The 22655-nt window shown below is 53.1% G+C and carries 23 protein-coding genes and 1 other annotated feature; all 23 genes read left to right on the forward strand.

The window, feature by feature from the left end:
• The first annotated feature begins 12 nt into the window (after positions 1 to 12).
• On the forward strand, positions 13 to 978 hold the full coding sequence (gene mraY, locus ACE99V_RS15660) for a phospho-N-acetylmuramoyl-pentapeptide-transferase (protein ID WP_400492102.1): 966 nt from the start codon (positions 13 to 15) through the stop codon (positions 976 to 978).
• Complete coding sequence (gene murD, locus ACE99V_RS15665; RefSeq protein ID WP_400492103.1) at positions 978 to 2342, forward strand: UDP-N-acetylmuramoyl-L-alanine--D-glutamate ligase; 1365 nt, start codon at positions 978 to 980, stop codon at positions 2340 to 2342. The genes mraY and murD overlap by 1 nt, the downstream gene beginning before the upstream one ends.
• 27 nt (positions 2343 to 2369) lie before the next feature.
• Complete coding sequence (spoVE, locus tag ACE99V_RS15670; RefSeq protein WP_400492104.1) at positions 2370 to 3464, forward strand: stage V sporulation protein E; 1095 nt, start codon at positions 2370 to 2372, stop codon at positions 3462 to 3464.
• A gap of 23 nt (positions 3465 to 3487) precedes the next feature.
• Positions 3488 to 4576: an undecaprenyldiphospho-muramoylpentapeptide beta-N-acetylglucosaminyltransferase gene (gene murG, locus ACE99V_RS15675; protein WP_400492126.1), complete on the forward strand. Its 1089-nt coding sequence runs from the start codon at positions 3488 to 3490 to the stop codon at positions 4574 to 4576.
• A gap of 114 nt (positions 4577 to 4690) precedes the next feature.
• Positions 4691 to 5596 carry a UDP-N-acetylmuramate dehydrogenase gene (gene murB / locus ACE99V_RS15680; protein ID WP_400492105.1) on the forward strand — a complete coding sequence of 302 codons (906 nt, stop codon included), beginning with the start codon at positions 4691 to 4693 and terminating at the stop codon, positions 5594 to 5596.
• 15 nt (positions 5597 to 5611) lie between these two features.
• Positions 5612 to 6868 carry a UDP-N-acetylglucosamine 1-carboxyvinyltransferase gene (gene murA / locus ACE99V_RS15685; protein WP_400492106.1) on the forward strand — a complete coding sequence of 419 codons (1257 nt, stop codon included), beginning with the start codon at positions 5612 to 5614 and terminating at the stop codon, positions 6866 to 6868.
• Between the two features lie 108 nt (positions 6869 to 6976).
• Positions 6977 to 7768, forward strand: coding sequence for a cell division protein FtsQ/DivIB (locus tag ACE99V_RS15690; protein ID WP_400492107.1), 792 nt, complete (start codon positions 6977 to 6979; stop codon positions 7766 to 7768).
• 17 nt (positions 7769 to 7785) lie between these two features.
• On the forward strand, positions 7786 to 8499 hold the full coding sequence (locus ACE99V_RS15695) for a DUF881 domain-containing protein (protein WP_400492108.1): 714 nt from the start codon (positions 7786 to 7788) through the stop codon (positions 8497 to 8499).
• Between the two features lie 19 nt (positions 8500 to 8518).
• Positions 8519 to 9268, forward strand: a complete 750-nt coding sequence (locus ACE99V_RS15700; protein WP_400492109.1) for a DUF881 domain-containing protein — start codon at positions 8519 to 8521, stop codon at positions 9266 to 9268.
• 1 nt (position 9269) lies between these two features.
• Complete coding sequence (locus ACE99V_RS15705; protein ID WP_400492110.1) at positions 9270 to 9617, forward strand: small basic family protein; 348 nt, start codon at positions 9270 to 9272, stop codon at positions 9615 to 9617.
• Positions 9618 to 9756: 139 nt separating this feature from the next.
• Positions 9757 to 11007 carry a cell division protein FtsA gene (gene ftsA / locus ACE99V_RS15710; RefSeq protein ID WP_400492111.1) on the forward strand — a complete coding sequence of 417 codons (1251 nt, stop codon included), beginning with the start codon at positions 9757 to 9759 and terminating at the stop codon, positions 11005 to 11007.
• 121 nt (positions 11008 to 11128) lie between these two features.
• Positions 11129 to 12271, forward strand: coding sequence for a cell division protein FtsZ (gene ftsZ / locus ACE99V_RS15715; protein ID WP_400492112.1), 1143 nt, complete (start codon positions 11129 to 11131; stop codon positions 12269 to 12271).
• A gap of 299 nt (positions 12272 to 12570) precedes the next feature.
• Complete coding sequence (gene spoIIGA, locus ACE99V_RS15720) at positions 12571 to 13533, forward strand: sigma-E processing peptidase SpoIIGA (protein WP_400492113.1); 963 nt, start codon at positions 12571 to 12573, stop codon at positions 13531 to 13533.
• A 1-nt stretch (position 13534) separates the two neighbouring features.
• The gene (gene sigE, locus ACE99V_RS15725) at positions 13535 to 14257 is read left to right on the forward strand and encodes an RNA polymerase sporulation sigma factor SigE (protein WP_400492114.1); all 723 of its coding nucleotides are present in this window, start codon (positions 13535 to 13537) and stop codon (positions 14255 to 14257) included.
• 157 nt (positions 14258 to 14414) lie between these two features.
• Positions 14415 to 15194 carry an RNA polymerase sporulation sigma factor SigG gene (gene sigG / locus ACE99V_RS15730; protein ID WP_400492115.1) on the forward strand — a complete coding sequence of 260 codons (780 nt, stop codon included), beginning with the start codon at positions 14415 to 14417 and terminating at the stop codon, positions 15192 to 15194.
• Positions 15195 to 15294: 100 nt separating this feature from the next.
• Complete coding sequence (locus tag ACE99V_RS15735; protein ID WP_400492116.1) at positions 15295 to 15579, forward strand: YlmC/YmxH family sporulation protein; 285 nt, start codon at positions 15295 to 15297, stop codon at positions 15577 to 15579.
• Between the two features lie 83 nt (positions 15580 to 15662).
• Positions 15663 to 16478, forward strand: coding sequence for a peptidoglycan editing factor PgeF (pgeF, locus tag ACE99V_RS15740; RefSeq protein ID WP_400492117.1), 816 nt, complete (start codon positions 15663 to 15665; stop codon positions 16476 to 16478).
• Between the two features lie 18 nt (positions 16479 to 16496).
• Positions 16497 to 17204 carry a YggS family pyridoxal phosphate-dependent enzyme gene (locus ACE99V_RS15745; protein WP_400492118.1) on the forward strand — a complete coding sequence of 236 codons (708 nt, stop codon included), beginning with the start codon at positions 16497 to 16499 and terminating at the stop codon, positions 17202 to 17204.
• 27 nt (positions 17205 to 17231) lie between these two features.
• Positions 17232 to 17657, forward strand: a complete 426-nt coding sequence (locus ACE99V_RS15750) for a cell division protein SepF (RefSeq protein ID WP_400492120.1) — start codon at positions 17232 to 17234, stop codon at positions 17655 to 17657.
• Positions 17658 to 17682: 25 nt separating this feature from the next.
• Positions 17683 to 17946: a YggT family protein gene (locus ACE99V_RS15755; protein WP_400492121.1), complete on the forward strand. Its 264-nt coding sequence runs from the start codon at positions 17683 to 17685 to the stop codon at positions 17944 to 17946.
• A gap of 12 nt (positions 17947 to 17958) precedes the next feature.
• Positions 17959 to 18732 carry a YlmH family RNA-binding protein gene (locus ACE99V_RS15760; RefSeq protein ID WP_400492122.1) on the forward strand — a complete coding sequence of 258 codons (774 nt, stop codon included), beginning with the start codon at positions 17959 to 17961 and terminating at the stop codon, positions 18730 to 18732.
• A gap of 96 nt (positions 18733 to 18828) precedes the next feature.
• Positions 18829 to 19314, forward strand: a complete 486-nt coding sequence (locus ACE99V_RS15765) for a DivIVA domain-containing protein (RefSeq protein ID WP_400492123.1) — start codon at positions 18829 to 18831, stop codon at positions 19312 to 19314.
• A gap of 73 nt (positions 19315 to 19387) precedes the next feature.
• Positions 19388 to 19635, forward strand: a binding site (T-box leader).
• Positions 19636 to 19688: 53 nt separating this feature from the next.
• On the forward strand, positions 19689 to 22475 hold the full coding sequence (ileS, locus tag ACE99V_RS15770) for an isoleucine--tRNA ligase (RefSeq protein ID WP_400492124.1): 2787 nt from the start codon (positions 19689 to 19691) through the stop codon (positions 22473 to 22475).
• Positions 22476 to 22655: the final 180 nt, after the last annotated feature.

Below are 22655 nucleotides of genomic sequence, written 5' to 3' on the forward strand. Positions count from 1 at the left end.
GGAGGTTAGGGCATGCCTTTTGACAATGTCCTTATCATCACGATCGTCGCCGCGTTCTTAATCGCCGTACTCATCGGTCCCCTGTTCATCCCCGTACTCCGCCGCCTGAAATTCGGGCAGAGTATCCGGGAGGAGGGGCCGCAAACCCATCAGAAAAAAGCGGGGACACCCACCATGGGTGGAACCATTATCCTGTTGGCACTGATTTTTACTGTGCTCAAATTTGCCAATGTGACGATGGAAATTTTCTTTCTTATGCTCGTTACGCTTGGTTACGGACTTATTGGTTTTATGGATGATTTTATCAAGATCAGTAAAAAACGAAATCTCGGGTTGACCGCGAAGCAAAAGTTTGCCGGTCAAATCCTTCTTGCCGTTGGCGCGTACTACCTGCTGCAGCAAATGGGGCATGACACCTCGCTTCACCTGCCGGGAACGCCGTGGAAAATTCAACTGGGTATTCTGTACTTTCCGTTTCTCCTGTTCCTGCTCGTCGGTACCACAAATGCTGTGAACATCACGGACGGTCTGGACGGACTGTTGGCCGGGACAGGGGCGATTGCGTTTGGTGCCTACGCCATCATCGCCTGGTTGTCCACCAACCTGGAGACAGCGATTTTCAGCGCGGCCGTCGTCGGTGCGGTCCTCGGTTTTCTCGTGTTCAATGCTCACCCGGCGCGGGTCTTCATGGGGGATACCGGATCGTTGGCACTGGGGGGCGCGCTTGCGGGAATCGCCATCATGACCAAAACCGAGCTGCTGCTGGCCGTGATCGGAGGCGTTTTCGTTGTCGAAACGCTCTCTGTCATCTTGCAGGTGGTCTCCTTTAAAACGAGAGGCAAACGCATCTTTCGGATGAGTCCGCTCCACCATCACTTTGAGTTGACGGGTTGGTCGGAGTGGCGCGTAGTCGTTACCTTCTGGCTGGTGGGAATGGTCTTCGCCGGTCTGGGTGTTTACCTTGAGGTGGTCCGATAATGTTGAACAGATACAAAGATCAACACGTCGTTGTGCTTGGGTTGGCAAAGAGCGGTGCTGCAGTCGCGAAACTGTTGCACCGCTTTGGTGCGCATGTTGTGGTAAACGATAAAAAGCCGCGGGAAGAGGCAGGGGGAGCGGATGAGCTGGAAGCGCTCGGCATCACCGTGATCACCGGCTATCATCCGGACGAGCTTATCCATCCCGGTGTTTCGCTTGTGGTCAAAAATCCGGGAATTCCGTACGAGGCTCCGCCGGTGGCCAAAGCGTTGGAACTGGGAATTCCGGTTATTACGGAAGTGGAGCTGGCCTATCAGATATCCCGGGCGCCGCTGATCGGGATCACCGGATCGAACGGAAAAACGACAACGACCACGCTGATCGGGCTGATTTTACAGGAAGCCCGGATTGACGCACAGGTCGGCGGCAACATCGGTAACGTCCTGTGCGGGATTGCCGAAACCGCCGATTCGAACGAGTGGATCGTCGCGGAATTAAGCAGCTTTCAGCTCATGGGAACACGGACGTTTCGCCCGCGTATCGCCGTGCTGCTCAATGTGTACCCCGCACATCTCGACTATCATCATACAATGGACGAATACCTGTCGGCCAAGCTGAAGCTGTTTGCCAACCAAACAGCGGAGGATTACGCGATCTTGCCGTACGATCAGCCCGAGGTGCTGGCGAAATGCGGCGGACTTCAGGCGAAACGGTATTATTTCAGCAAGCGGCAGGCGGTCTCTCCCGGTGTTTACGTGGAGAATGGATGCATCGTCTATTCCGGGGAAATGGGTGAACGGGAAGAAATCATGTCCGTCTCGGACCTGTCTGTTCCCCATCTGGACAACGCGCTGGCGGCGATCCTGGCAACCAAGCTTGCCGGGGCGGACACGCGATCCATGGTGAAGGTATTGTCCACTTTCCCCGGAGTGGAGCACCGCATGGAATTCGTCGCCACCGTTAACGGCGTGAAGTACTACAACGATTCCAAGGCGACCAATCCGGAGGCGGCCTCCAGAGCGCTTTCCACCTTCTCCGAGCCGGTGGTCTGGATTGCCGGCGGCCTGGACCGCGGCGTGGATTTTCGCGAACTTGTGCCGGTCATGGCCAAACATGTGAAAGCGATCGTTGCCTACGGGCAAACCGCAAACATTCTGCTGACAAGAGCGGAAGAAGCAGGAATTAGTCGGCGCATCCTGGTCGATACTGTGGAGAAAGCCGTCCAGGCCGCTTCCGCCGCTGCCGAGCCGGGTGATGTCGTGCTGCTCAGCCCGGCGTGCGCCAGCTGGGATATGTTTCCGTCATTTGAGGCAAGGGGGAGCATGTTTAAGGACGGTGTGCATAGACTTAGAACAAGCCTATAACACCGCTGAAAGGATGTTTGAACGAACATGCCCAAGGTGCGGTCCGCCCCTGACTTCGTCATTATTTTTGCAACCCTTTTTTTATTGGGAATTGGCGTCGTGATGGTCTACAGCGCCAGTGCCATCGTCGGCCAGAGGCCTCCGTTTCATGACCCTTACTTTTTCGCCAAGCGGCAGCTGATTTTCGCCTTGCTTGGGATTACCTCGATGTATATTACGATGAACATCGACTACTGGGTGTGGAAAAAGTGGGCGAAAGTCGGCTTTTTCATCAGCATGGGTTTGCTGGTCCTCGTACTGTTGGTGGGAATTGAAGTAAACGGATCAAAAAGCTGGCTCGGCTTCGGAGCATTTGGCATTCAGCCAGGCGAGTTTGCCAAGATCGGCGTTGCGGCGTTTCTCGCCAAATGGCTGTCCGACAATCAAAAGCAGATCGTCTGGTTTCGGAAAGGACTGATGCCTGCTTTGGGGATACCGGTGGCCTGCTTCGGCATGATCATGCTCCAGCCTGACCTGGGCACGGGCGTGGTGTTGATGGGAACAGCGATTGTGATGATCTTTGCGGCAGGAGCGAGGATCAGCCATTTCGTCGGGCTTGGAATGCTCGGTCTGGCAGGGTTTGCCGGACTGATCATATCGGCGCCTTACCGGATGGACCGGATTACGGCGTTTATCGACCCGTGGAAAGACCCGCTGGGGACGGGCTATCAAATCATCCAGTCTCTTTACGCAATCGGTCCGGGAGGCTTATTGGGTCTGGGCCTGGGACAAAGCAGACAGAAGCACTTTTACCTGCCGGAGCCGTACAACGACTTTATTTTCTCCATCATTGCCGAGGAACTTGGCTTCGTCGGCGGAACGCTGGTGCTGCTTCTGTTCCTGCTCCTGCTGTGGCGGGGGATGCGGACAGCGATCACCGCTCCGGATTTGTTCGGCAACCTGCTGGCGCTGGGGATTATCAGCATGATCGCGATTCAGGTGGTCATTAACGTCGGCGTTGTGACCGGGATGTTTCCGGTAACCGGGATTACCCTTCCGTTTTTGAGCTACGGCGGTTCATCCTTGACGCTGATGCTGACCGGGGTGGGGATTCTCCTGAACATATCGCGGTTTTCGAGATAAAAAAGATGAAATGAGTGATGGAAATGCGTGTCGTCCTCACTGGAGGAGGAACAGGTGGACATATTTATCCGGCGCTTGCGGTGGCGAGGGAAATCAGTCGCCAGGAACCGCAGGCGACCTTTTTGTATATAGGTACCAAAAACGGACTGGAGGCCCAATTGGTGCCTCGTGCAGGAATCCCGCTTGAAGAAATTGAAATCTCAGGCTTGAAGCGGAAGCTCACCCTGGACAATCTGAAGACACTGTGGAAATTTGTACAGGCTGTCTCCGCCTCCAGGCAGATTTTGCGTGAATTTCAACCGGACGTGGTAATTGGAACAGGCGGTTACGTCTGCGGTCCCGTTGTGTACGCTGCCTCAAAGCTGGGAATCAAAACCGTGATCCACGAACAAAACGTCGTTCCTGGCCTGACCAACAAGTTTCTGGCGCGGTTCGTCGATCGGGTGGCCGTCTCGTTCGAGGAGTCGCTTGCTTATTTTCCGCGGACCAAAACGGTCGTGACAGGGAATCCGCGAGCAACGGAAGTCATCCACGGAGATGCTGAAGCGGGACGAGAGTTTTTAGGTGTCTCTTCGGACAAACGAATCGTCCTCATCATCGGAGGCAGCCGGGGGGCGCGAGCGATTAACGAAGCTGCGCTGGACCTGGTCCCGCGCATGGCCGACGATCTCCAGTCTCATTACGTGTACGTGACAGGCGAAGTGCACTATGAGGCGATTACCAAAGCGCTGCAGGAAAAAGGGGAGCTGCCCCGAAATCTTACCGTGCTGCCGTTCGTCCACAATATGCCGGACGTTCTGGCGGCCACTCATGTGCTGGTCAGCCGGGCAGGAGCTTCCACCCTGGCGGAGATTACCGCGCTGGGCGTTCCCGCTATTTTGATCCCTTCTCCCTATGTAACCAACAACCATCAGGAGAAAAATGCCCGCGGACTGGAGCGCGCCGGGGCGGCTGAAGTCATCCTGGAACGGGAGTTGTCCGGGGAGACTTTGCACAAAGCATTGACCTCACTTTTAAAAGATCAAGAACGCTGGGCATCCATGCGAGAGAGATCGTTAACTCTCGGGATGCCGCAGGCCGCCGCAAACATTTACGAACTCATGCGTCAGTAAACTGTATGAAAACGATCCTGGGCGACTGTCACGCCGTTTTAGGCGTTCGCATAGTATGGAGCAAACACGTGATAGACCTAGGTCCGATCTAGCATTTGTATCAGGAGGTTCACGATGAAACAAATCGCAGATGAGTTGAGGCAAGCAGGTGTGGGGAAAGTGTGGACCAATGAACCTCTCGCCAACCATACGACGTGGCGGATCGGGGGTCCTGCTGATTTGTTAATCCAACCAAAGGATAAGACATCACTTATTTCAGCAGTACAAATCATCCATCGTCATGAAATTCCTTGGAAAGTTATCGGGCGCGGTTCCAACCTCCTAGTGAGGGATGGGGGGATTCGCGGAGCCGTGCTCAAGGTGGCTGAGGGCTTGAGTCACTGTGAGTTCAGGGGCGAACAGGTGTGTGTTGGTGCCGGATATTCCATGATCCGCCTGGCGGTGGAAACAGGCAAGATGGGATTAACAGGTATGGAATTTGCGGGAGGCATTCCTGGTACAGTAGGCGGAGCCGTCTACATGAATGCAGGTGCTCACGGATCAGATCTTTCACGTATTCTCAAAGAAGCCGAGATTCTCTTCGAAAATGGCGAAGTAAAGGTGTTGACCAACGAGGAGTTGAGCTTTAGCTACCGAACATCCCTGCTGCAAAGAGAAAAAGGGATTGTGCTTGAAGCCCTCTTCCAATTACGCAAGGGTGATCGCAAGGAAATCGCGGCGGCCATGGCTTCTTATAAGGATCGCAGACGGCAAACCCAGCCTCTGCAATTACCTTGCGCAGGTAGCGTATTCCGTAATCCGCCCGGAGATCATGCTGGAAGGCTGATTGAAGCAGCAGGTTTAAAGGGGTTTCATTATGGAGGAGCTCAAGTCTCGGAAATGCATGCAAACTTTATCGTCAATCGCGGAGGGGCCACGGCTACCGACGTCCTCACCTTGATGGATCACATCAGATGCACAATTAAAGAGAAATTCGGCGTCGATTTACATCCGGAAGTGCTGGTGGTGGGCGAGGGGTAACACGGAGGTGAAAGTTTGGAGACTTTTACGATCGAAGGCGGAAGACCTCTCTCCGGCTCGCTTCGAATCCAAGGAGCAAAAAACGCTGCCCTCCCAATACTTGCTGCCGCTGTACTGGCAGAAGGGCAATTTCATATTTACGACGTTCCGCATCTAAAAGACATTGATGTGATGCTGCAGATTTTAAACGAACTGGGTGCGAATGCAAAGCATACGGATGGCTGTGTGGATTTGGACACGACGTCCCTCTCCGTCTCGCATGTACCCGACGATCTGATGGGACAAATGCGTTCCTCCATCTTTTTGGCAGGGCCGCTGTTGGCTCGTCTGGGAGAGGTGACGATCTCACGCCCCGGCGGCTGTCTGATTGGAGAACGGCGCATTGACCTTCATCTGGCCGGATTGACAGCGCTCGGTGCAAAAATGGAAGAGGCAGAAGGTTATATCACGTTCCGTGCCAAACAGCTGCGAGGCACCAATATTTTTCTGTCCTTTCCCAGTGTGGGAGCCACGGAAAACGTCATGATGGCTGCTGTGCTTGCCAAAGGCATGACGCGCATTTGCAACGCCGCACGGGAACCGGAGATTGTCGATCTGCAAAACTTCCTCAATGCGATGGGAGCGAGGATTCGCGGTGCCGGAACGGACACGATTGAGATTCAGGGTGTCCCCCGACTTCGTTCCGTCAGCTACCGCATCATCCCGGACCGCATCGTCACCGGAACCCATCTCTTGGCGGTGGGAGTGGCGCAGGGGCATATCGAATTGACCAATACGATTCCGGAACATCTTACTGCCCTGATCGAGGTCGCCCGTAGTTGCGGTGTTGAAATCAAGACCTACCATGATATAATGGAAGTCAAGAGCACTTCTCGTCCCCGGGCGTACGACCGTATTATTACGTCGCCATTTCCGGGCTTTCCGACCGACCTCCAGGCACAGCTGATGGTGTTTCTGGCTCAGGCGAAAGGAACGAGCGTGATCAAAGAGACCGTATTTGAAGGAAGATTCAAACACGTCAATGAATTAGCGCGAATGGGTGCGTCGATATACGTTGACCTGGGCTCCGCCATTATCCGCGGAGTCAGCAGGTTTACAGGAACCAGCGTGGAAGCGACAGATTTGCGCGCCGGAGCGGCTTTGGTGCTTGCCGGTTTAGCTGCGGAGGGCACGACCACCGTTGAGCAGATTCATCACATCGACCGCGGGTACGATCGGCTCGAGCTGCAATTGCAACGGCTGGGCGCGAGGATTTCACGCATATCCCAATAAATACATGCAAGCATATGTAAGCGGCATAAAGGCTATGCCGCTTTCCCTCTTTTTCAACCATGACAGATTATCCAAGCACATCCAATATTTGTGAGGAAGGGTTTGAACATGGCGGTTATCCAGGAACGCATTCCGCAGGTAAAACAACAACGGCCAAAACGAAAAGGCAACCGTAAGCTGGTGTTTTTACTTGTGCTGTTTTTTCTCACGGTTCTGATCGTCATCTTCTTCCGTTCCCCATACAGCAAGATTCACGAAGTGCAAGTGTACGGCAACGACATCTACGAGGCTGAGCTGATTGCAAAAACATCTGGCGTTGCTATTGGGGGGCAGATCCTTAACGTCTGGGAAAGCAGCGTTCAGGAAAACTTGAAGCCGCTCGAGGGGATCAAGCAAGTGACCATTCAGCGAAAATTTCCTGGCGTGATCGAACTGCACGTAACGGAGTACCGGCGAGTCGCCTTTTGGACAGGCCAGGACGGCAGCCGTTATCCGCTTTTGGAAAATGGGATCGTTCTTAAACAGGTGGACTTTTCCCAGCGCGTAGTGGACAGGCCGTTAATCAGCTCGTGGTCGGCGCCTGAACTGCTCCCTCACCTGGCAAAAGCGCTGGCAAAGCTGTCTCCTGCGATCTTGAGCGAGATTTCAGACATCGCGTTGAAGCCGACCGTGTACGACAAGCAGCGGATCACGCTGTTCATGCGCGACGGCAACGAGGTACGCAGTGTGGTCTATAAACTGGACAAAATGCTGAAGTGGTATCCGGCCATTGTGAAGGAATTGCCAAAGGATACCAAAGGTGTTCTGTCCCTGTTCGAACAGCCGTGGTTTGTACCGTACGGGACACCGAACACGCCGATTCCGGTTCAAACCGGGGAAGAGCAGCCGAAACAGTCCTAGAGGAAGGATAAACGTTCATGAGTCGACGTACATTTCAACTGTATCTAACGATCGTTACGTTCTCTACCGGATTTCTCATCGCCAATTCCATTGAAACGACAAAGCTGACGCGAATCGAGCATTTGAACAACCAGCAGCTTCAGCAGGAGACCCAATTGAATGAGCGGATTCTGGCGGAAAAGGAGCAAAATCGCCATCTGGAGGTACAGCTCCTCGATCTGCAGCGACAGGTTGGCGAGGTGGAGGAAGCGATGGCGAAGCGCAAGTCGGAAGCGGCGGAAATTCTGAGCCAGCTTGAGATGGCGCGGATGATGGCGGGCGTGGTTCCGGTCGAAGGACCGGGAATTGTCGTAACCATGCAGGACAGCCAAAATGCAGCCAACTCGCCTGACGTGACAAACTATATCGTTCACGAACAGGACGTTCGGCTGGTCGTGAACGAATTGCGGGCTGCCGGGGCCGAGGCGATCAGCATAAACGGACAGCGCCTTGTGAGCAATTCCGCGATCCGCTGCGTGGGTCCCACCATTATCGTTAACGGCATCAAATCCGCCGCCCCGTTCGTGATCACCGCGATCGGTGAACCGACGACACTCGAAAACGCTCTGAATCTTCCGGGGGGAGTTCTGCAAACCTTGCAGGATTTCGTGCAGATTGAAGTGACGAAAAAAGAACTCGTGCAGCTTCCGGCATTCGTCGGAGACGCCAAAACGAAAAACTCCTCATCCTAATTGAAGGAAGCGTTCCCTTATGTTGCAAAAAAACGGTAAAATTACATTTATTCTCTCTATTATTAGTGCTATTATAGGTGTTATGTTGACCATCCAACTGCGCAGCAACCTGGATCCCGTTCATATGGAGTCCCGCAGCGTGGCGGATCTGCGAACCAGTTTGCAAAAGGAACTGGAAAAACATAAAAACCTTCTTGCGGACATTTCCAAGTACAATCAATTGTACTATCAATACGAAACAGCACTGAACGAGGATGAGAGCCTTTCCGTCATGAAGGAAGAGCTTGCACGGACGCGCAGATTGGCGGGGCTTGTTTCGATGGAAGGAAAGGGCATTTTCCTGCGAATCGTTGACGCATTGCCGGAGGTTTCCGATTCTACTGTTGATGAGACTGCTGCCGCCGGTTATCCAAACAACTACACCATTGACGACGAAGATCTGCGCTGGCTGGTGAACATCCTGTTTTCGAACGGTGCGCAAGCCGTATCCATCAACGGTCACCGCTTGATCGCCACTACAGCCATCCGCAACGTGGGCGAAACGATTCAGGTGGACACCAAGACGATCCAGCCGCCTTATGAACTGAAGGCGATGGGCGAACCGGACGTATTGATTTCCGCGCTTAAACTGGAAGGTGTGGAGGAAAACTTTCGTTTGGCCAACAAGAAAATTGTCATCGAAAAGCGGGACAAGGTGTTGATCCCTTCCAATCAGGAACCGCGTATCATTCAGTATATGAAACCAGTGAAGGCAAAAGGAGATTCGTAACATGTGGATCCCTCTCATCGGATTAATTGCCGGTGTCGCAGCCGGCTTTTTGCTGGACTGGCGTGTACCGCAGGAATACAGCAGTTATCTTTCCATCGCTCTGCTCGCAGGTTTGGACACAATCTTTGGCGGGATTCGTTCCTATCTGGAGCGCACCTTTAACGTGCGCATTTTTATGTCCGGTTTCTTTTTCAACACGCTCTTTGCTGCCGGCCTGGCTTTTATCGGGGCGTTTTTGGGTATCGACCTTTACCTGGCGGCGATCGTCGCATTTGGGGTGCGCTTGTTTAACAACCTGGCTGTGATCCGCAGGATTATCCTGTCCCGCTGGATCAATCAGATGGATTAATGGAAAATATGGGCTAAAGGATTTATTTTTTTAAAAAATCACGAAAGAAAAAAGGGAATGATTGTCCTGTGTGGAATAGATTATGCAGGTGTACTCACATTACCAAAAGTCTATTCGTAGCAAGGGAGGTGTCACAGGTTTGGTAAGCAATGAACTCATCGTCAGCTTAGATATCGGAACGTCCAAGGTCCGCGTCATGATTGGCGAGGTAAACAACGGTTCCATCAACATCATCGGTGTGGGACAAGCTCACTCCGAAGGGATTAAAAAAGGTGCAATTGTCGACATCGACCAAACCGTGCATGCCATCCGGGAAGCTGTTGACCATGCAGAGCGCATGGTTGGGGTATCCATTGAAGAAGTGTATGTTGGGATTACAGGGAACCACATTGAGCTGCATGAAACACAGGGGGTTGTCGCTGTCTCTAGCGAAGACCGTGAAATAAGAGAAGAAGACATCCAACGCGTCATTCAGGCAGCAAAGGTTGTTGCCATTCCGCCTGACCGGGAAATTATAGAGGTAGTGCCCAAGGAATACATCGTCGATGGACAGGGAAGCATCAAGGACCCTCGCGGCATGATTGGCGTTCGCCTGGAGATGGAGGGCACCATCGTTACCGGGTCAAAGACGGTCGTACATAACATCGTTCGCTGTGCCGAACGTACCAACTTACGCGTTGCCGGCATCTTCCTGCAGCCGTTAGCCGCCAGTACGGTGGCTCTGACCAAAGACGACAAAAACATGGGTGTAGTCCTGGTCGATATCGGAGCGGGCTCCACAACCATCGGAGTTTTTGAACAGGGAAAACTGGCTGCTACTACGGTGATCGGCATCGGTGGAGATCACATTACCAACGACATTGCGCTTGGCCTCCGCACCCAGACGGACGTAGCCGATCGTGTAAAAACCAAACATGGATGCGCTTTGATTGACGATGCATCGGAAGACGTAAAGTTCAAAGTCACACGAATTGGCAGCGAAGTGGAAAAACAGTTTACCCAGGTGGATTTGGCCAATATTATCGAACCGCGAGCCGCGGAGATTTTCAATCTGGTAGAGGAGGCAGTCTACAAACTGGGCTTCCGCGACGAAATTGCCGGAGGATACGTATTGACCGGCGGTACCGTGGCGATGCCCGGCATGCTGGAGCTGGCCAAGGAAGAACTGGACGCACCCGTACGGATCGCCATTCCCGACTATATCGGTGTTCGCGATCCATCCTACACAACGGGCGTCGGCTTGATCCAGTACGCTCTTCAGCAGATGGAGCGACGAAGCACTCGCAGCAGCACCTCGTTCAAGGGAGGGCATAAGCCAGCTGTCTCCAGACCGAAAGAGGGCGGCAACTTGATGGAGAAAGTAAAGAACTGGTTTAGTGAGTTTATTTAGAGCGAAACAGGGAATAGACCTGTTACATCGAGGGAATGAACACAGTCGCCCCGTAGACGAACTGCCTGCAGGACAGGCTCATCAAAGCTCTTGTGATGACGATTGAGGAGGAACTGGCAAGATGCTGGAATTTGACTTAGATATGGAAACCTTTGCACGAATTAAAGTGATTGGTTGCGGCGGTGGCGGAAGTAATGCTGTAAACCGTATGATTGCCGGTGGGGTAAAAGGGGTAGAGTTCATCACCGTCAACACCGATGCACAAGCGCTTCAACTTTCCAGCGCGGAAATCAAGCTGCAAATCGGGGAAAAGCTGACCCGCGGTCTCGGTGCGGGAGCCAATCCGGAAATTGGAAAGAAAGCGGCTGAAGAAAGCCGTGAACTGATTGAAAACGCACTGCGAGGAGCAGACATGGTATTCGTCACCGCAGGTATGGGCGGCGGGACGGGGACAGGTGCCGCTCCGGTTGTGGCGGAAATTGCCAAGGAACTGGGCGCGTTGACCGTAGGCGTCGTTACCCGTCCGTTCTCGTTCGAAGGGCGTAAACGGGCCATGCAGGGCGAGCTGGGTATCGCAGCCTTGAAAGAAAAAGTGGACACGCTGATCGTCATTCCAAACGACCGTCTGTTGGAAATCGTGGACAAAAACACTCCGATGCTGGAAGCGTTCCGGGAAGCGGACAACATTCTGCGTCAGGGTGTACAGGGCATCTCCGACCTGATTGCGGTGCCTGGTTTGATCAACCTCGATTTCGCAGATGTGAAGACAATCATGACCGAACGCGGATCCGCCCTGATGGGAATCGGTGTGGGCAGCGGCGAAAACCGCGCAGCAGAGGCGGCGCGTCGGGCCATTTCCAGCCCGCTCCTGGAAACTTCCATTGAGGGTGCTCGCGGTGTCCTGATGAACATCACCGGCGGCAACAACCTTAGCTTGTACGAGGTAAACGAAGCGGCTGACATCGTCTCTTCCGCAGCGGACCCTGACGTGAACATGATCTTCGGTGCCGTCATCAACGAAGATTTGAAAAATGAAATTATCGTTACGGTAATTGCCACCGGTTTCGAGGAAAACCAAAGACAGAACACCACGGTGCGCCGATCGCAGCAACCGGCTTCGCCGGCCCGTCCGGTGCAGTCTTCCACGCACACGACAGCTCGCAGCAAGGAAGATGAGGAAGAAAAATCCCTGTTTTCCATGGGCAATCTGGACAACTTGGATATTCCGGCGTTCCTGCGAAACCGTCGTCGCAACAAGAAGTAATAGAAGAAAAGATAACCTTGCCTTCCTTTGCGTAGGCAAGGTTATTGTTTTATTCGAGATGTTTAGCCCCCGCCCCGTGGATCGTCTCGGAGCGGACAGAGAACCCCCTTGGCGGGCTGCAACGAAGCGGAGCAAAGAGAACGCCTCCGTTTTCCCATGAACGGAACCGTTTTGCAGTGCTCTCCATTTGGGGCTTTATTCCTTTCTACAAAAAAACCGAAAAAATACGGTCAAGATCTGACAGACTTGCACATAAACATTGATATATACTGTCTTTGCCAGGCGGGGGTGAAGACAGTGTGGTTATCTATCTTGATATCATTCTACTCCTGAATATCGCCATTGATGCCTTGCTGCTCTGGTTTACGGCCTATTTTCGCAAAGAGCCGATGGTGTGGTGGAGGATATTCCTGGCGTCGATGTTCGGTTCCACCTACCTCGTCTTTTTTTTCCTTCCTTCGTTCGCCTCCATGTACCAATGGTCGGTAAAGCTGCTGTTCTCCGTCATCATGCTGTGGATCGCTTTTGGCTTCAAAAGGCTTCTCGCATTCATCCAAAACCTTATCATTTTTTACTTCATCGCCTTTGTATTCGGCGGAGGCGTGTTCGGCTTGCAGTACTTTCTCTCCTCCCAGAGTGAAATTGTCAACGGCATCCTGGTCACACACAACGACAGCTTTGGGGTCGGTTCCAAGCCAACGTTTTTCGTCCTGCTGGCAGGATTCATCCTGGTCTACTTTCTCAGTCGGCGCAGCTACCAGGCAATCCAGGAACCGCGGAGGCTGGAAGCGTTTCTCGTTGAGGTAGTAGTGCGTGTGGCAAAAGAGAGCGTCATTTGCCGGGGACTCGTCGACACGGGGAATCAGCTCCATGAACCGATTACCCGTATCCCGGTGATGATTATGGAATGCAGTCTGTTTGCACACCTGCTTCCTCCCTCTCTGCTGTCCTTGGCAGAGCAAGGGGAGAAGCGGTTGGAAAAAATGGACGGACTGCTGGAGACGCTGCCGGCGGAGTGGCAGTCCAGGCTTCGTCTGATCCCCTACCGCAGCGTGTCCAGAGGAATGGATTTTCTTCTCGCCATTAAGCCTGACGAAGTTGTTTTGGTTCAAAACGGAGTTCGCTACGGGAGTTCAAGGGTTCTGATCGGACTGAATCCGTTCGGTCTCGCTGCCGATCAACAGTACCAAGCGATTGTCCATCCCGCCTTGATGCAGATGGATCCTCATCAAACCAGCACATCTCTAGAACAGGAGGGCTAATATGTACATAAAACTTCGCCTCAGTATTCAATTGCTCTGGTATCGTATTCTGCTGTGGATTGGTGCCCGCGCCGAAGAGATCTACTACATCGGCGGCAGCGAAGCGTTACCACCGCCGCTCACCCGTGAAGAAGAAGAAATCCTCTTAAGCCGCCTTCCTTCGGGAGATTCCGCTGTGCGCAGCATGTTGATCGAGCGCAACCTGCGACTCGTCGTCTACATTGCCCGCAAGTTTGAAAATACCGGGATCAACATCGAAGATCTGATCAGTATCGGTACCATCGGCCTGATCAAGGCAGTCAATACCTTTGACCCGGAGAAGAACATCAAGCTGGCGACGTACGCTTCCCGCTGTATCGAAAACGAAATTCTCATGTACCTGCGCCGCAACAACAAGATCCGCTCCGAGGTATCGTTTGACGAGCCGCTCAATATCGATTGGGACGGGAACGAACTGCTGCTGTCCGATGTCTTGGGAACGGAGAACGATACCATCTACAAGAACATCGAAGATCAGGTGGACCGCAAACTGTTGAAAAAAGCGCTGGATAAACTTACCGAACGGGAACGAATCATCATGGAGCTCCGCTTCGGGCTGGCGGGCGGAGAGGAAAAGACCCAGAAAGACGTCGCCGACCTGCTTGGCATCTCCCAATCGTACATTTCCCGACTCGAAAAGCGAATCATTAAACGTTTGCGAAAAGAATTCAACAAAATGGTGTAACGCATATTTTCCAAATCGAAGGGGATACTGTTCCTAAACCGTACCAGAAAGTGGATGGTTGGTTCAGCCACTCTCTTGTTCGGCGCAAGCGTCAGCACGCGGCCTTTCAAGACATCCGGGTTAGGAACTTTTTTCTTTTCTTCGAGGAGGGAAAGACGTGACGCGCAACAAGGTAGAGATCTGCGGGGTAGACACCTCGAAGCTTCCGGTATTGACCAACAAAGAAATGAGGGAACTATTCGAACGATTGCAGAGCGGCGAGCTGGCAGCGCGGGAAAAACTGGTGAACGGCAACCTTCGGCTGGTGTTGAGCGTCATTCAGCGGTTTAACAACCGGGGCGAGTACGTCGACGACCTGTTCCAGGTGGGTTGCATCGGATTGATGAAGGCGATTGACAACTTTGATCTCGGCCAGAACGTGAAATTCTCCACCTACGCCGTTCCCATGATTATTGGCGAGATTCGACGTTATCTGCGGGACAACAACCCGATACGCGTGTCGCGATCTTTGCGGGATATTGCATACAAAGCGCTGCAGGTGAGAGACAACCTGACAAACAAGCACTCCCGGGAACCTACGATCGTGGAAATTTCGAACGAGCTGAACGTTGCCAAAGAAGATGTCGTGTTTGCTTTGGACGCCATCCAGGATCCGGTTTCGCTGTTCGAACCGATTTACCAGGACGGGGGCGATCCCATCTACGTGATGGATCAGATTAGCGATGAAAAGAACAAGGACGCAACCTGGGTGGAGGAGATCGCCCTTCGCGAGGGCATGCAGCGCCTGGGCGAGCGGGAAAAAATGATCCTTTCCATGCGCTTTTACGAGGGCAAGACACAAATGGAGGTCGCCGAAGAAATCGGCATCTCACAGGCGCAGGTTTCCCGTTTGGAAAAGGCAGCAATCGCCCACATGCAAAAACACGTGCAGTCGTAAGATTCATGGCCCCGGCATATGCTCGGGCCTTTTTTCTCGGACATAATCGCCTACCCCTTCATATACTAGAAGTAATGGAGGAAAGCGCAGGTGAACAGGATTGGTCAAAATTTCCGACTTTCAGACAAAAGAAGTAGTCAACATCCTGGATGGAAAGCGGCTGGGTCAGATTTCTGATCTGGAAATTGATCTGCGTCACGGGCGAGTGGAAGCGATCGTTGTGCCCGGTCCGGGAAAATTCCTTGGATTTTTCGCCGCGGGAAACGACTATGTGATTCCCTGGCGAAACATTGTGAAAATCGGGAAAGACGTTGTATTGGTCCGGATGGAAGAGACGTTGAAAGTGGACGCAAAGAACAATGCCGACGAAGAGTACCGGGCATAACGAACGGGGAAAGGCACAGGGACTTGTGTCTTTCTTTTCTTTTCGGCTGTGGTATGATTACCCATATGGAGGAGGTTGACACCATGACTGAGCCGTTTGTCTGGTCGGATCCGAACCGGCCGTTGCATATACGCGAGTGGGAAGAAAAACATCCCGATTTGGTGGCAGGATTCACCCTGCGGACGGGGGGAGTCAGCGAGCCTCCGTTTTCCGCCAGCAACATGGGGCTGCATGTAGGCGACGCGGATGAAAGAGTGGTAGCCAACCGAAAACGACTTGCCCAACAATTGGGCATGCCCTTTGAAACATGGACCTGCGCCGAACAGGTGCACGGTAATACGGTTTGTCAGGTAACCGCCGGCGGGGCAGGAAGGGAAAGCCTCGCAGACGTGGTGCCTGCTGCGGATGGCCTTCACACCAACCGGACGGGGATTCTTCTCACCTCATTTTACGCCGACTGCGTACCGCTCTTTTTCCTCGACCCGACGACCGGGGCAATCGGATTGGCTCACGCCGGCTGGAAGGGAACCGTCGGCCGTATTGCCGAGGAAATGGTCAAGGCCTTTCACTCTCATTACGGGACGCGTGCCGAAGAGTTGCAGGTGGCCATCGGGCCGTCCATTGGCGGCTGCTGCTATGAAGTGGATGAGCGGATCGCGGAGCGTGTCCGTAAGTCCGCCGAAAATTGGCAAGCGGCAATCACCCCGCGGGAAAACGGACGGTACTTGCTGGATTTGGCCCGACTGAATCAAGAGATCCTGGCTGAGTCGGGGGTGCAGGAAGAACAGGTGCTGCGGACGAGCTGGTGTACAAGCTGCCGGACCGACCTGTTTTTCTCCCATCGCAAGGAAGCGGGGAAAACGGGGCGGATGGCGTCCTTTATTGGTTGGAAAGAGTAGGAAAGGAGCTGCAGTCTCATGCGCACAAGTGAACGGGAACAACTTCGTGAGAGATTGAAACGGATTGAAGAACGAATTACGGCCGCCTGCCACCGGAGTAACCGGAAGCGGGAAGATGTCAAAATCATCGCAGTTACGAAATATGTCGACGCAGAAGTGATCGGTGATCTCCTGGATGTCGGCGTGTCACACATCGGGGAAAATCGCGTTCAGGATGCCCTGCCGAAGTACGAACAATACGGTGATCAGGGAACCTGGCATTTTATTGGTCACTTGCAAACCAACAAGGTAAAAGACGTGGTGGGCCGTTTCACCTACATACATTCGTTGGATCGATTGTCACTGGCTGAGGCCCTCAACAAGCGGGGAAAACAGTTGGATTGTGTCGTTTCGTGCTTTCTGCAGCTGAATATTTCCGGCGAAAAGACAAAATTTGGGCTTAGTCCCAATGATGTATTGGCTTTTTTGCGGGAAACCAGTAATATGAAACATATAAGGATTTTGGGATTAATGACCATGGCGCCTCATGTCGAAAACCCGGAAGAGACGCGAACCGTCTTTCGTCAACTCGCTGAGTGGAAAGAGCGAATCAATCAGTGGGATTTTGCTCATGCCACTATTGAAGAACTCTCCATGGGCATGTCCGGGGATTTTGAAGTCGCAATTGAGGAAGGTGCCACATATGTCAGGCTCGGTTCCATTCTGGTGAAGCCGGACGAGTCGTAATCCTGGTCTGCGGGGAGGAGGATACCCATGGGTGTTATGAATAAGATTATGGGCTTTTTGGGGTTTGAAAACGAAGAGTACTTCGAGGAATCGGTTGTGGAAGAAGAACAGGACGAGCAGGAGCGCTATCCCAAGCGGACTCCCGTCTCTCGGGCAAATAATGTCGTCCCGTTCCAGGCAGCGCGCGAAAAGGAAGGCATCCGCCTGATCCTGTTTGAACCGCGTCACTACAGCGACGCACAGGATATCGCGGACAACCTGCGTCATCGCCGTCCGGTGGTGGTGAACCTGCAGCGGGTGGATAAGGACCAGGCTAAACGGATTATCGACTTCCTCAGCGGCACGGTTTACGCCCTGAATGGCGATATTCAAAAAGTAGGCGACCATATTTTCGTCTGCACGCCGGATCATGTTGATATCCAAGGCACGATTTCCGGTGTTGTTGAGGAGTAGAATTTTTCACAGAGGGTGAGTCCAGATGGGCTATGTCATAACCATTATCGATTTTGTTTTTACCGTCTATCAGTACATGATCATCGCGTACGTATTGATGTCGTGGGTGCCGCAAATGCGGGATACGGGCATCGGGCAACTGCTGGTACGTTTGGTGGAACCATATTTGGCGCCGTTTCGCCGCTTCATCCCGACCCTTGGCTTCATCGACATCTCCCCGATCGTTGCGCTGTTTGCCCTTCACTTTGCGCGGATCGGTCTCCTGTCGATTCTGATGAAACTGTTCTAGGGACGGACGGCCATGAGTATCTTTAACCATTTTCGAAAAGAAGAGCTTCCCTTTGTGGAAAGGGCGCTGGAAATGCTGACGCTGGTGGAGCGGAAGCAATCCATGCGCCTTACTGATTTTTTGGATCCGCGTCAGTTGTCCATTTTGCAAAGCCTTTCCTCGCAGGTGCAGGATGTAACTGTATCGGCCAGCGGCGGGTACGAAGGTGCAGAGCGGGTAAGGGCTCTTTTGCATCCAGATTATTTTGTCGTGGAAGAAGCCGATTTCGGACTGACACTCCTGCACATTCAGGCGGATCAGCGCTTTCTGACCCTGCAGCACCGCGATGTGATGGGAGCGCTGTTACACGTCGGTTTGAAGCGGGAGAAGTTTGGCGACATGATCGTCGGCTCACAAGGATGCTACGTCGTGATTGCCGCAGAGGTGGCTGACTTCGTCTGTTCCCAGGTAACGCATATCCATCGTGTGCCTGTTCGATTTGAGGCCGTCGATTGGCAGGATTTTCAACCGCCGGAAATCCGGTTTGCGGAAAAAACCGTTACCGTTCCGTCGCCGCGGGTTGATGCCGTGATTGGCGAGGTGTACAACCTGTCGCGAGCCAAGGCGCTGGTGCCGATTCGCGCAGGAAAGCTAAAGGTGAACTGGAAGATCGTAGATGATCCCGCTCATGCGCTGCAGGCAGGAGACATGATTTCCCTTGCCGGATTCGGCCGCTTTCGGATCCTGGAGGTGTCTGGGCCGACTCGCAGCGGGCGTTTGCGCATGATTGTCGGCTTGGTCACATAAGATGAAAACAGACCAAAAATTTGCAATTTCCGGCAGGAAAAGCGCTATCGTTGTCGAAATCATGTTGTACGATTCTGGAAAAAGTGGGGGGTTCTCGTGCCTTTAACGCCATTGGACATACACAATAAGGAATTTAGTACGGGTTTTCGCGGCTATAACATCGATGAAGTGAACGAGTTTCTTGATCAGATCATTAAGGAGTTCGAGCTCCTGATTAAGGAAAAGAAGGATCTGGAAGAGCGTGTTGCCATGCTGAATGAGCGGGTCGACCACTACAAGAGCCTGGAGGAAAACCTCAGCAAGTCGATCCTCGTGGCGCAGGAAACGGCAGAAGATGTAAAATCGAATGCGCGGAAGGAAGCCCAGTTGATTTTGAAGGAAGCGGAGAAAAACGCCGACCGGATTGTCAACGAAGCGTTGGCCAAATCCCGCAAGATTGCAATTGAAATCGAAGAGCTGAAAAAGCGCGCATCCGTCTATCGCATGCGTTTCCGCACACTGCTGGAAGCCCAGTTGGAGATGTTGGAAAACGGCGCTTGGGACGACATTGAACAAGCGGATTCCTCTTTGGTGACGGAATAAACCGTTGACGAACCGTCAATCATGGTACTATAATTGATTGCAAACTTTTTATGAAACATACAAGTGTAAAATCCTTACAACGATGAACGGGACGAGTACGTGATCAAGCACTGCCAAGAGAGCCGGGGACAGGTGGAAGCCCGGTCAGTCGCCATCACCGAAAATCACCCGGGAGTTCAATAGCCGAAAGCGGAGCTCGTTATACCTGCCGCAAGTAAGTGAGCGCGTCATTCCCGTTACGAATGAAAAAGTGACCAGACTGTAATCCGCAGATCTGTGTTCATTAGGGTGGTACCGCGGGAGCCTTCTCTCGTCCCTACAGGGATGAGTGGAGGCTTTTTTTTGTTACTTATGAACGAGGAGTGAATCAGGCAATGGACTACAGCAAAACCCTTAATCTGCCCAAAACCGATTTCCCGATGCGGGGAAATCTGCCGACACGCGAACCCGAAATACAAGCGTGGTGGGATGAACAGAACATGTATGCAAAGGTACAGGAGCGTACCAAAGGCCGACCAACCTTCATCCTGCATGACGGTCCTCCGTACGCAAACGGCAATCTTCACATCGGCCATGCGTTGAACAAAATTCTGAAGGACTTCATCGTCCGCTACAAATCCATGGCTGGTTTCCATGCGCCCTATGTACCGGGTTGGGATACGCACGGCTTGCCGATTGAGCAGGCGATTATCAACGCCGAGGGGCTGGACCGGCGGAATATTGAAGTAAACGACTTCCGCAAGCGCTGTGAAGAGTACGCGTGGAGCTACATTGACAAGCAGCGCAGCCAATTCAAGCGACTCGGCGTGCGCGGAGACTGGGAAAACCCGTACGTAACGCTGAAGCCTGAGTATGAAGCGCAACAGATCCGCGTATTCGGAGAAATGGCAAAGAAAGGCTATATCTACAAAGGACTGCGCTGTGTCTACTGGTCTCCTTCGTCGGAAACCGCACTGGCAGACGCGGAAATCGAGTACAAGGATAAGCGTTCGCCGTCCATTTACGTCAGCTTCCAGGTAAAAGACGGCAAAGGCAAACTGGATACGGATACTGGCGTAGTCATTTGGACCACGACTCCATGGACGATTCCGGCCAACTTGGCAATTACCCTTCACCCTGAACTCGAGTACAGTGTGGTACTTGCGGACAACCGCAAATTCTTGCTGGCGAGCGGCCTGCTTGAAGCGGCTTCAAAAGAAATTGGCTGGGAGAGCGTTGAGGTACTGGCGACCTATGCAGGCAGCGAACTGGAAGGCGTCGTGACCCAGCATCCGTTCTACGACCGTGAGTCTCCGCTTATTCTGGGCGAACACGTGACGCTGGATGCCGGTACGGGATGCGTCCATACCGCTCCTGGACACGGGGAAGACGACTTCAACGTAGGACAGAAATACGGCCTTGGCGTATTGTGTCCGGTTGACCATGAAGGGAAAATGACAGCCGAAGCGCCAGGTTTTGAAGGCTTGTTCTACGACGATGCCAACAAGCCGATTACGGAAAAACTGAAAGAAGTCGGTGCGCTCTTAAAACTCAGCTTTTTCACCCACTCGTACCCGCACGACTGGCGGACGAAAAAACCGGTGATTTACCGTGCGACAGAGCAATGGTTTGCTTCCATCGACGGCTTCCGCCAGCAAATGCTGGATGCGATCAAGGAAGTAAAATGGGTTCCGCACTGGGGTGAAACCCGTCTGGCCAACATGATTGCCGACCGCGGCGACTGGTGTATCTCCCGTCAACGCGTATGGGGCGTACCGATCCCGATTTTCTACTGCAAATCCTGCAACGAGCCGATCATCAATGACAAGACGATTGATCACGTGGCGGAACTGTTCCGCAAAGAAGGTTCTTCCGTTTGGTTCTCCAAAGATACGAGCGAGCTTGTACCGGCAGGCCTCACCTGCTCCAAGTGCGGACACGGCGAATTCCGCAAAGAAACAGACATCATGGACGTCTGGTTCGACTCCGGTTCCAGCCACCAAGCGGTCCTGGCAGAACGGGAAGACCTCAGCTGGCCTGCCGATCTCTATCTGGAAGGCTCAGACCAATACCGCGGCTGGTTCAACTCGTCCCTGTCCACATCCGTTGCCATACACGGCCGCGCTCCATACAAGGGTGTTTTGAGCCATGGCTTTGCACTGGACGGGGAAGGGCGAAAAATGTCCAAGTCGCTCGGCAACGTAGTCGTGCCGCAAGAAGTCATCGACAAACTGGGGGCAGACATTCTGCGCCTGTGGGTAGCATCTGTTGACTATCAGACGGACGTACGGATTTCCGATGCGATTTTGAATCAGATCGCGGAAATTTATCGCAAAATCCGCAACACCTTCCGCTTCCTGCTGGGGAACCTGGACGGATTTGATCCGAATCAGGACCGCGTCGCTTACGAGCAGTTGAGCGAACTGGACCGCTATGTGCTGGCCAAGGGGGCACAGGTGGTGAAACGGGTGCGGAAAGCATACGACGAGTATCAATTCCATACCGTATTCCACGCCGTTCACAACTTCTGCACGATCGACCTGTCGGCGTTCTATCTGGACATCTGCAAGGACCGCCTCTACGTCGAAGCTCCGTCCAGTCTCAAACGACGTGCAGCTCAGACTGTCATGTACGACTGCCTGCTCAATCTGGTGAAGCTGGTCGCTCCGATTTTGCCGCATACCGCTGATGAGGTATGGCGCTACATCCCGGGCGTGGATGAAGCAAGCGTGCAGCTGACCGACATGCCGGAAGCGAACGAGCAGCACCTGGGCTTCGCGACAGAGGCACAGAGCAAGTGGGACGCCTTCCTCGCTGTGCGGGACGAAGTCTTGAAAGCGATGGAGGAGGCGCGCCGCAACAAGGTATTCGGCAACTCCGTCGACGCGAAACTGGCCCTGTACCCGCACAACGAAGAAGTGGCCAACGTGCTTGCTTCCATGTCAGACCTTGCCGACCTCTTTATCGTGGCACATGTCGACCTGCATAAAGCGGGGGAAACCGCACCGGAAGATGCAACCAAGCTTGAAGGCATCACAGTGCTGGTAACGGCTGCAGACGGAGTAAAATGCGAGCGCTGCCGTGTCGTCAAGACGGACGTCGGTGTACACAAAGCCCACCCGCAGATTTGCGAGCGCTGTGCGACGATTGTAGAAGAGCATTTCGCTCACGTAACCGAGTAAACCGTTCAAATTGAAGATGTGCCCTGCCGAGCGCGAGCGCCTGCTTCCGTTCGATGGGTGAAAAGACCTCCCATTTCTTGATTGTAGTGGGAGGTCTTTTTTTGTGTATAAGCGTACTATGTCAATTAGTTTTTTCGCCCTTTTTGAGAATGGCAAACACACCTAACGTAATTTTTGTTA

It is taken from the genome of Brevibacillus soli, from assembly GCF_044759095.2.
Taxonomy (GTDB): Bacteria; Bacillota; Bacilli; order Brevibacillales; family Brevibacillaceae; genus JBIYSM02.

Coding starts and splice junctions, on each gene's coding strand:
- mraY (WP_400492102.1), top strand. CDS start 13: ATGCCTTTTGACAATGTCCTTATCATCACGATCGTCGCCGCGTTCTTA.
- murD (WP_400492103.1), top strand. CDS start 978: ATGTTGAACAGATACAAAGATCAACACGTCGTTGTGCTTGGGTTGGCA.
- spoVE (WP_400492104.1), top strand. CDS start 2,370: ATGCCCAAGGTGCGGTCCGCCCCTGACTTCGTCATTATTTTTGCAACC.
- murG (WP_400492126.1), top strand. CDS start 3,488: ATGCGTGTCGTCCTCACTGGAGGAGGAACAGGTGGACATATTTATCCG.
- murB (WP_400492105.1), top strand. CDS start 4,691: ATGAAACAAATCGCAGATGAGTTGAGGCAAGCAGGTGTGGGGAAAGTG.
- ACE99V_RS15690 (WP_400492107.1), top strand. CDS start 6,977: ATGGCGGTTATCCAGGAACGCATTCCGCAGGTAAAACAACAACGGCCA.
- ACE99V_RS15695 (WP_400492108.1), top strand. CDS start 7,786: ATGAGTCGACGTACATTTCAACTGTATCTAACGATCGTTACGTTCTCT.
- ACE99V_RS15700 (WP_400492109.1), top strand. CDS start 8,519: ATGTTGCAAAAAAACGGTAAAATTACATTTATTCTCTCTATTATTAGT.
- ACE99V_RS15705 (WP_400492110.1), top strand. CDS start 9,270: ATGTGGATCCCTCTCATCGGATTAATTGCCGGTGTCGCAGCCGGCTTT.
- ftsZ (WP_400492112.1), top strand. CDS start 11,129: ATGCTGGAATTTGACTTAGATATGGAAACCTTTGCACGAATTAAAGTG.
- sigE (WP_400492114.1), top strand. CDS start 13,535: ATGTACATAAAACTTCGCCTCAGTATTCAATTGCTCTGGTATCGTATT.
- pgeF (WP_400492117.1), top strand. CDS start 15,663: ATGACTGAGCCGTTTGTCTGGTCGGATCCGAACCGGCCGTTGCATATA.
- ACE99V_RS15745 (WP_400492118.1), top strand. CDS start 16,497: ATGCGCACAAGTGAACGGGAACAACTTCGTGAGAGATTGAAACGGATT.
- ACE99V_RS15750 (WP_400492120.1), top strand. CDS start 17,232: ATGGGTGTTATGAATAAGATTATGGGCTTTTTGGGGTTTGAAAACGAA.
- ACE99V_RS15755 (WP_400492121.1), top strand. CDS start 17,683: ATGGGCTATGTCATAACCATTATCGATTTTGTTTTTACCGTCTATCAG.
- ACE99V_RS15760 (WP_400492122.1), top strand. CDS start 17,959: ATGAGTATCTTTAACCATTTTCGAAAAGAAGAGCTTCCCTTTGTGGAA.
- ileS (WP_400492124.1), top strand. CDS start 19,689: ATGGACTACAGCAAAACCCTTAATCTGCCCAAAACCGATTTCCCGATG.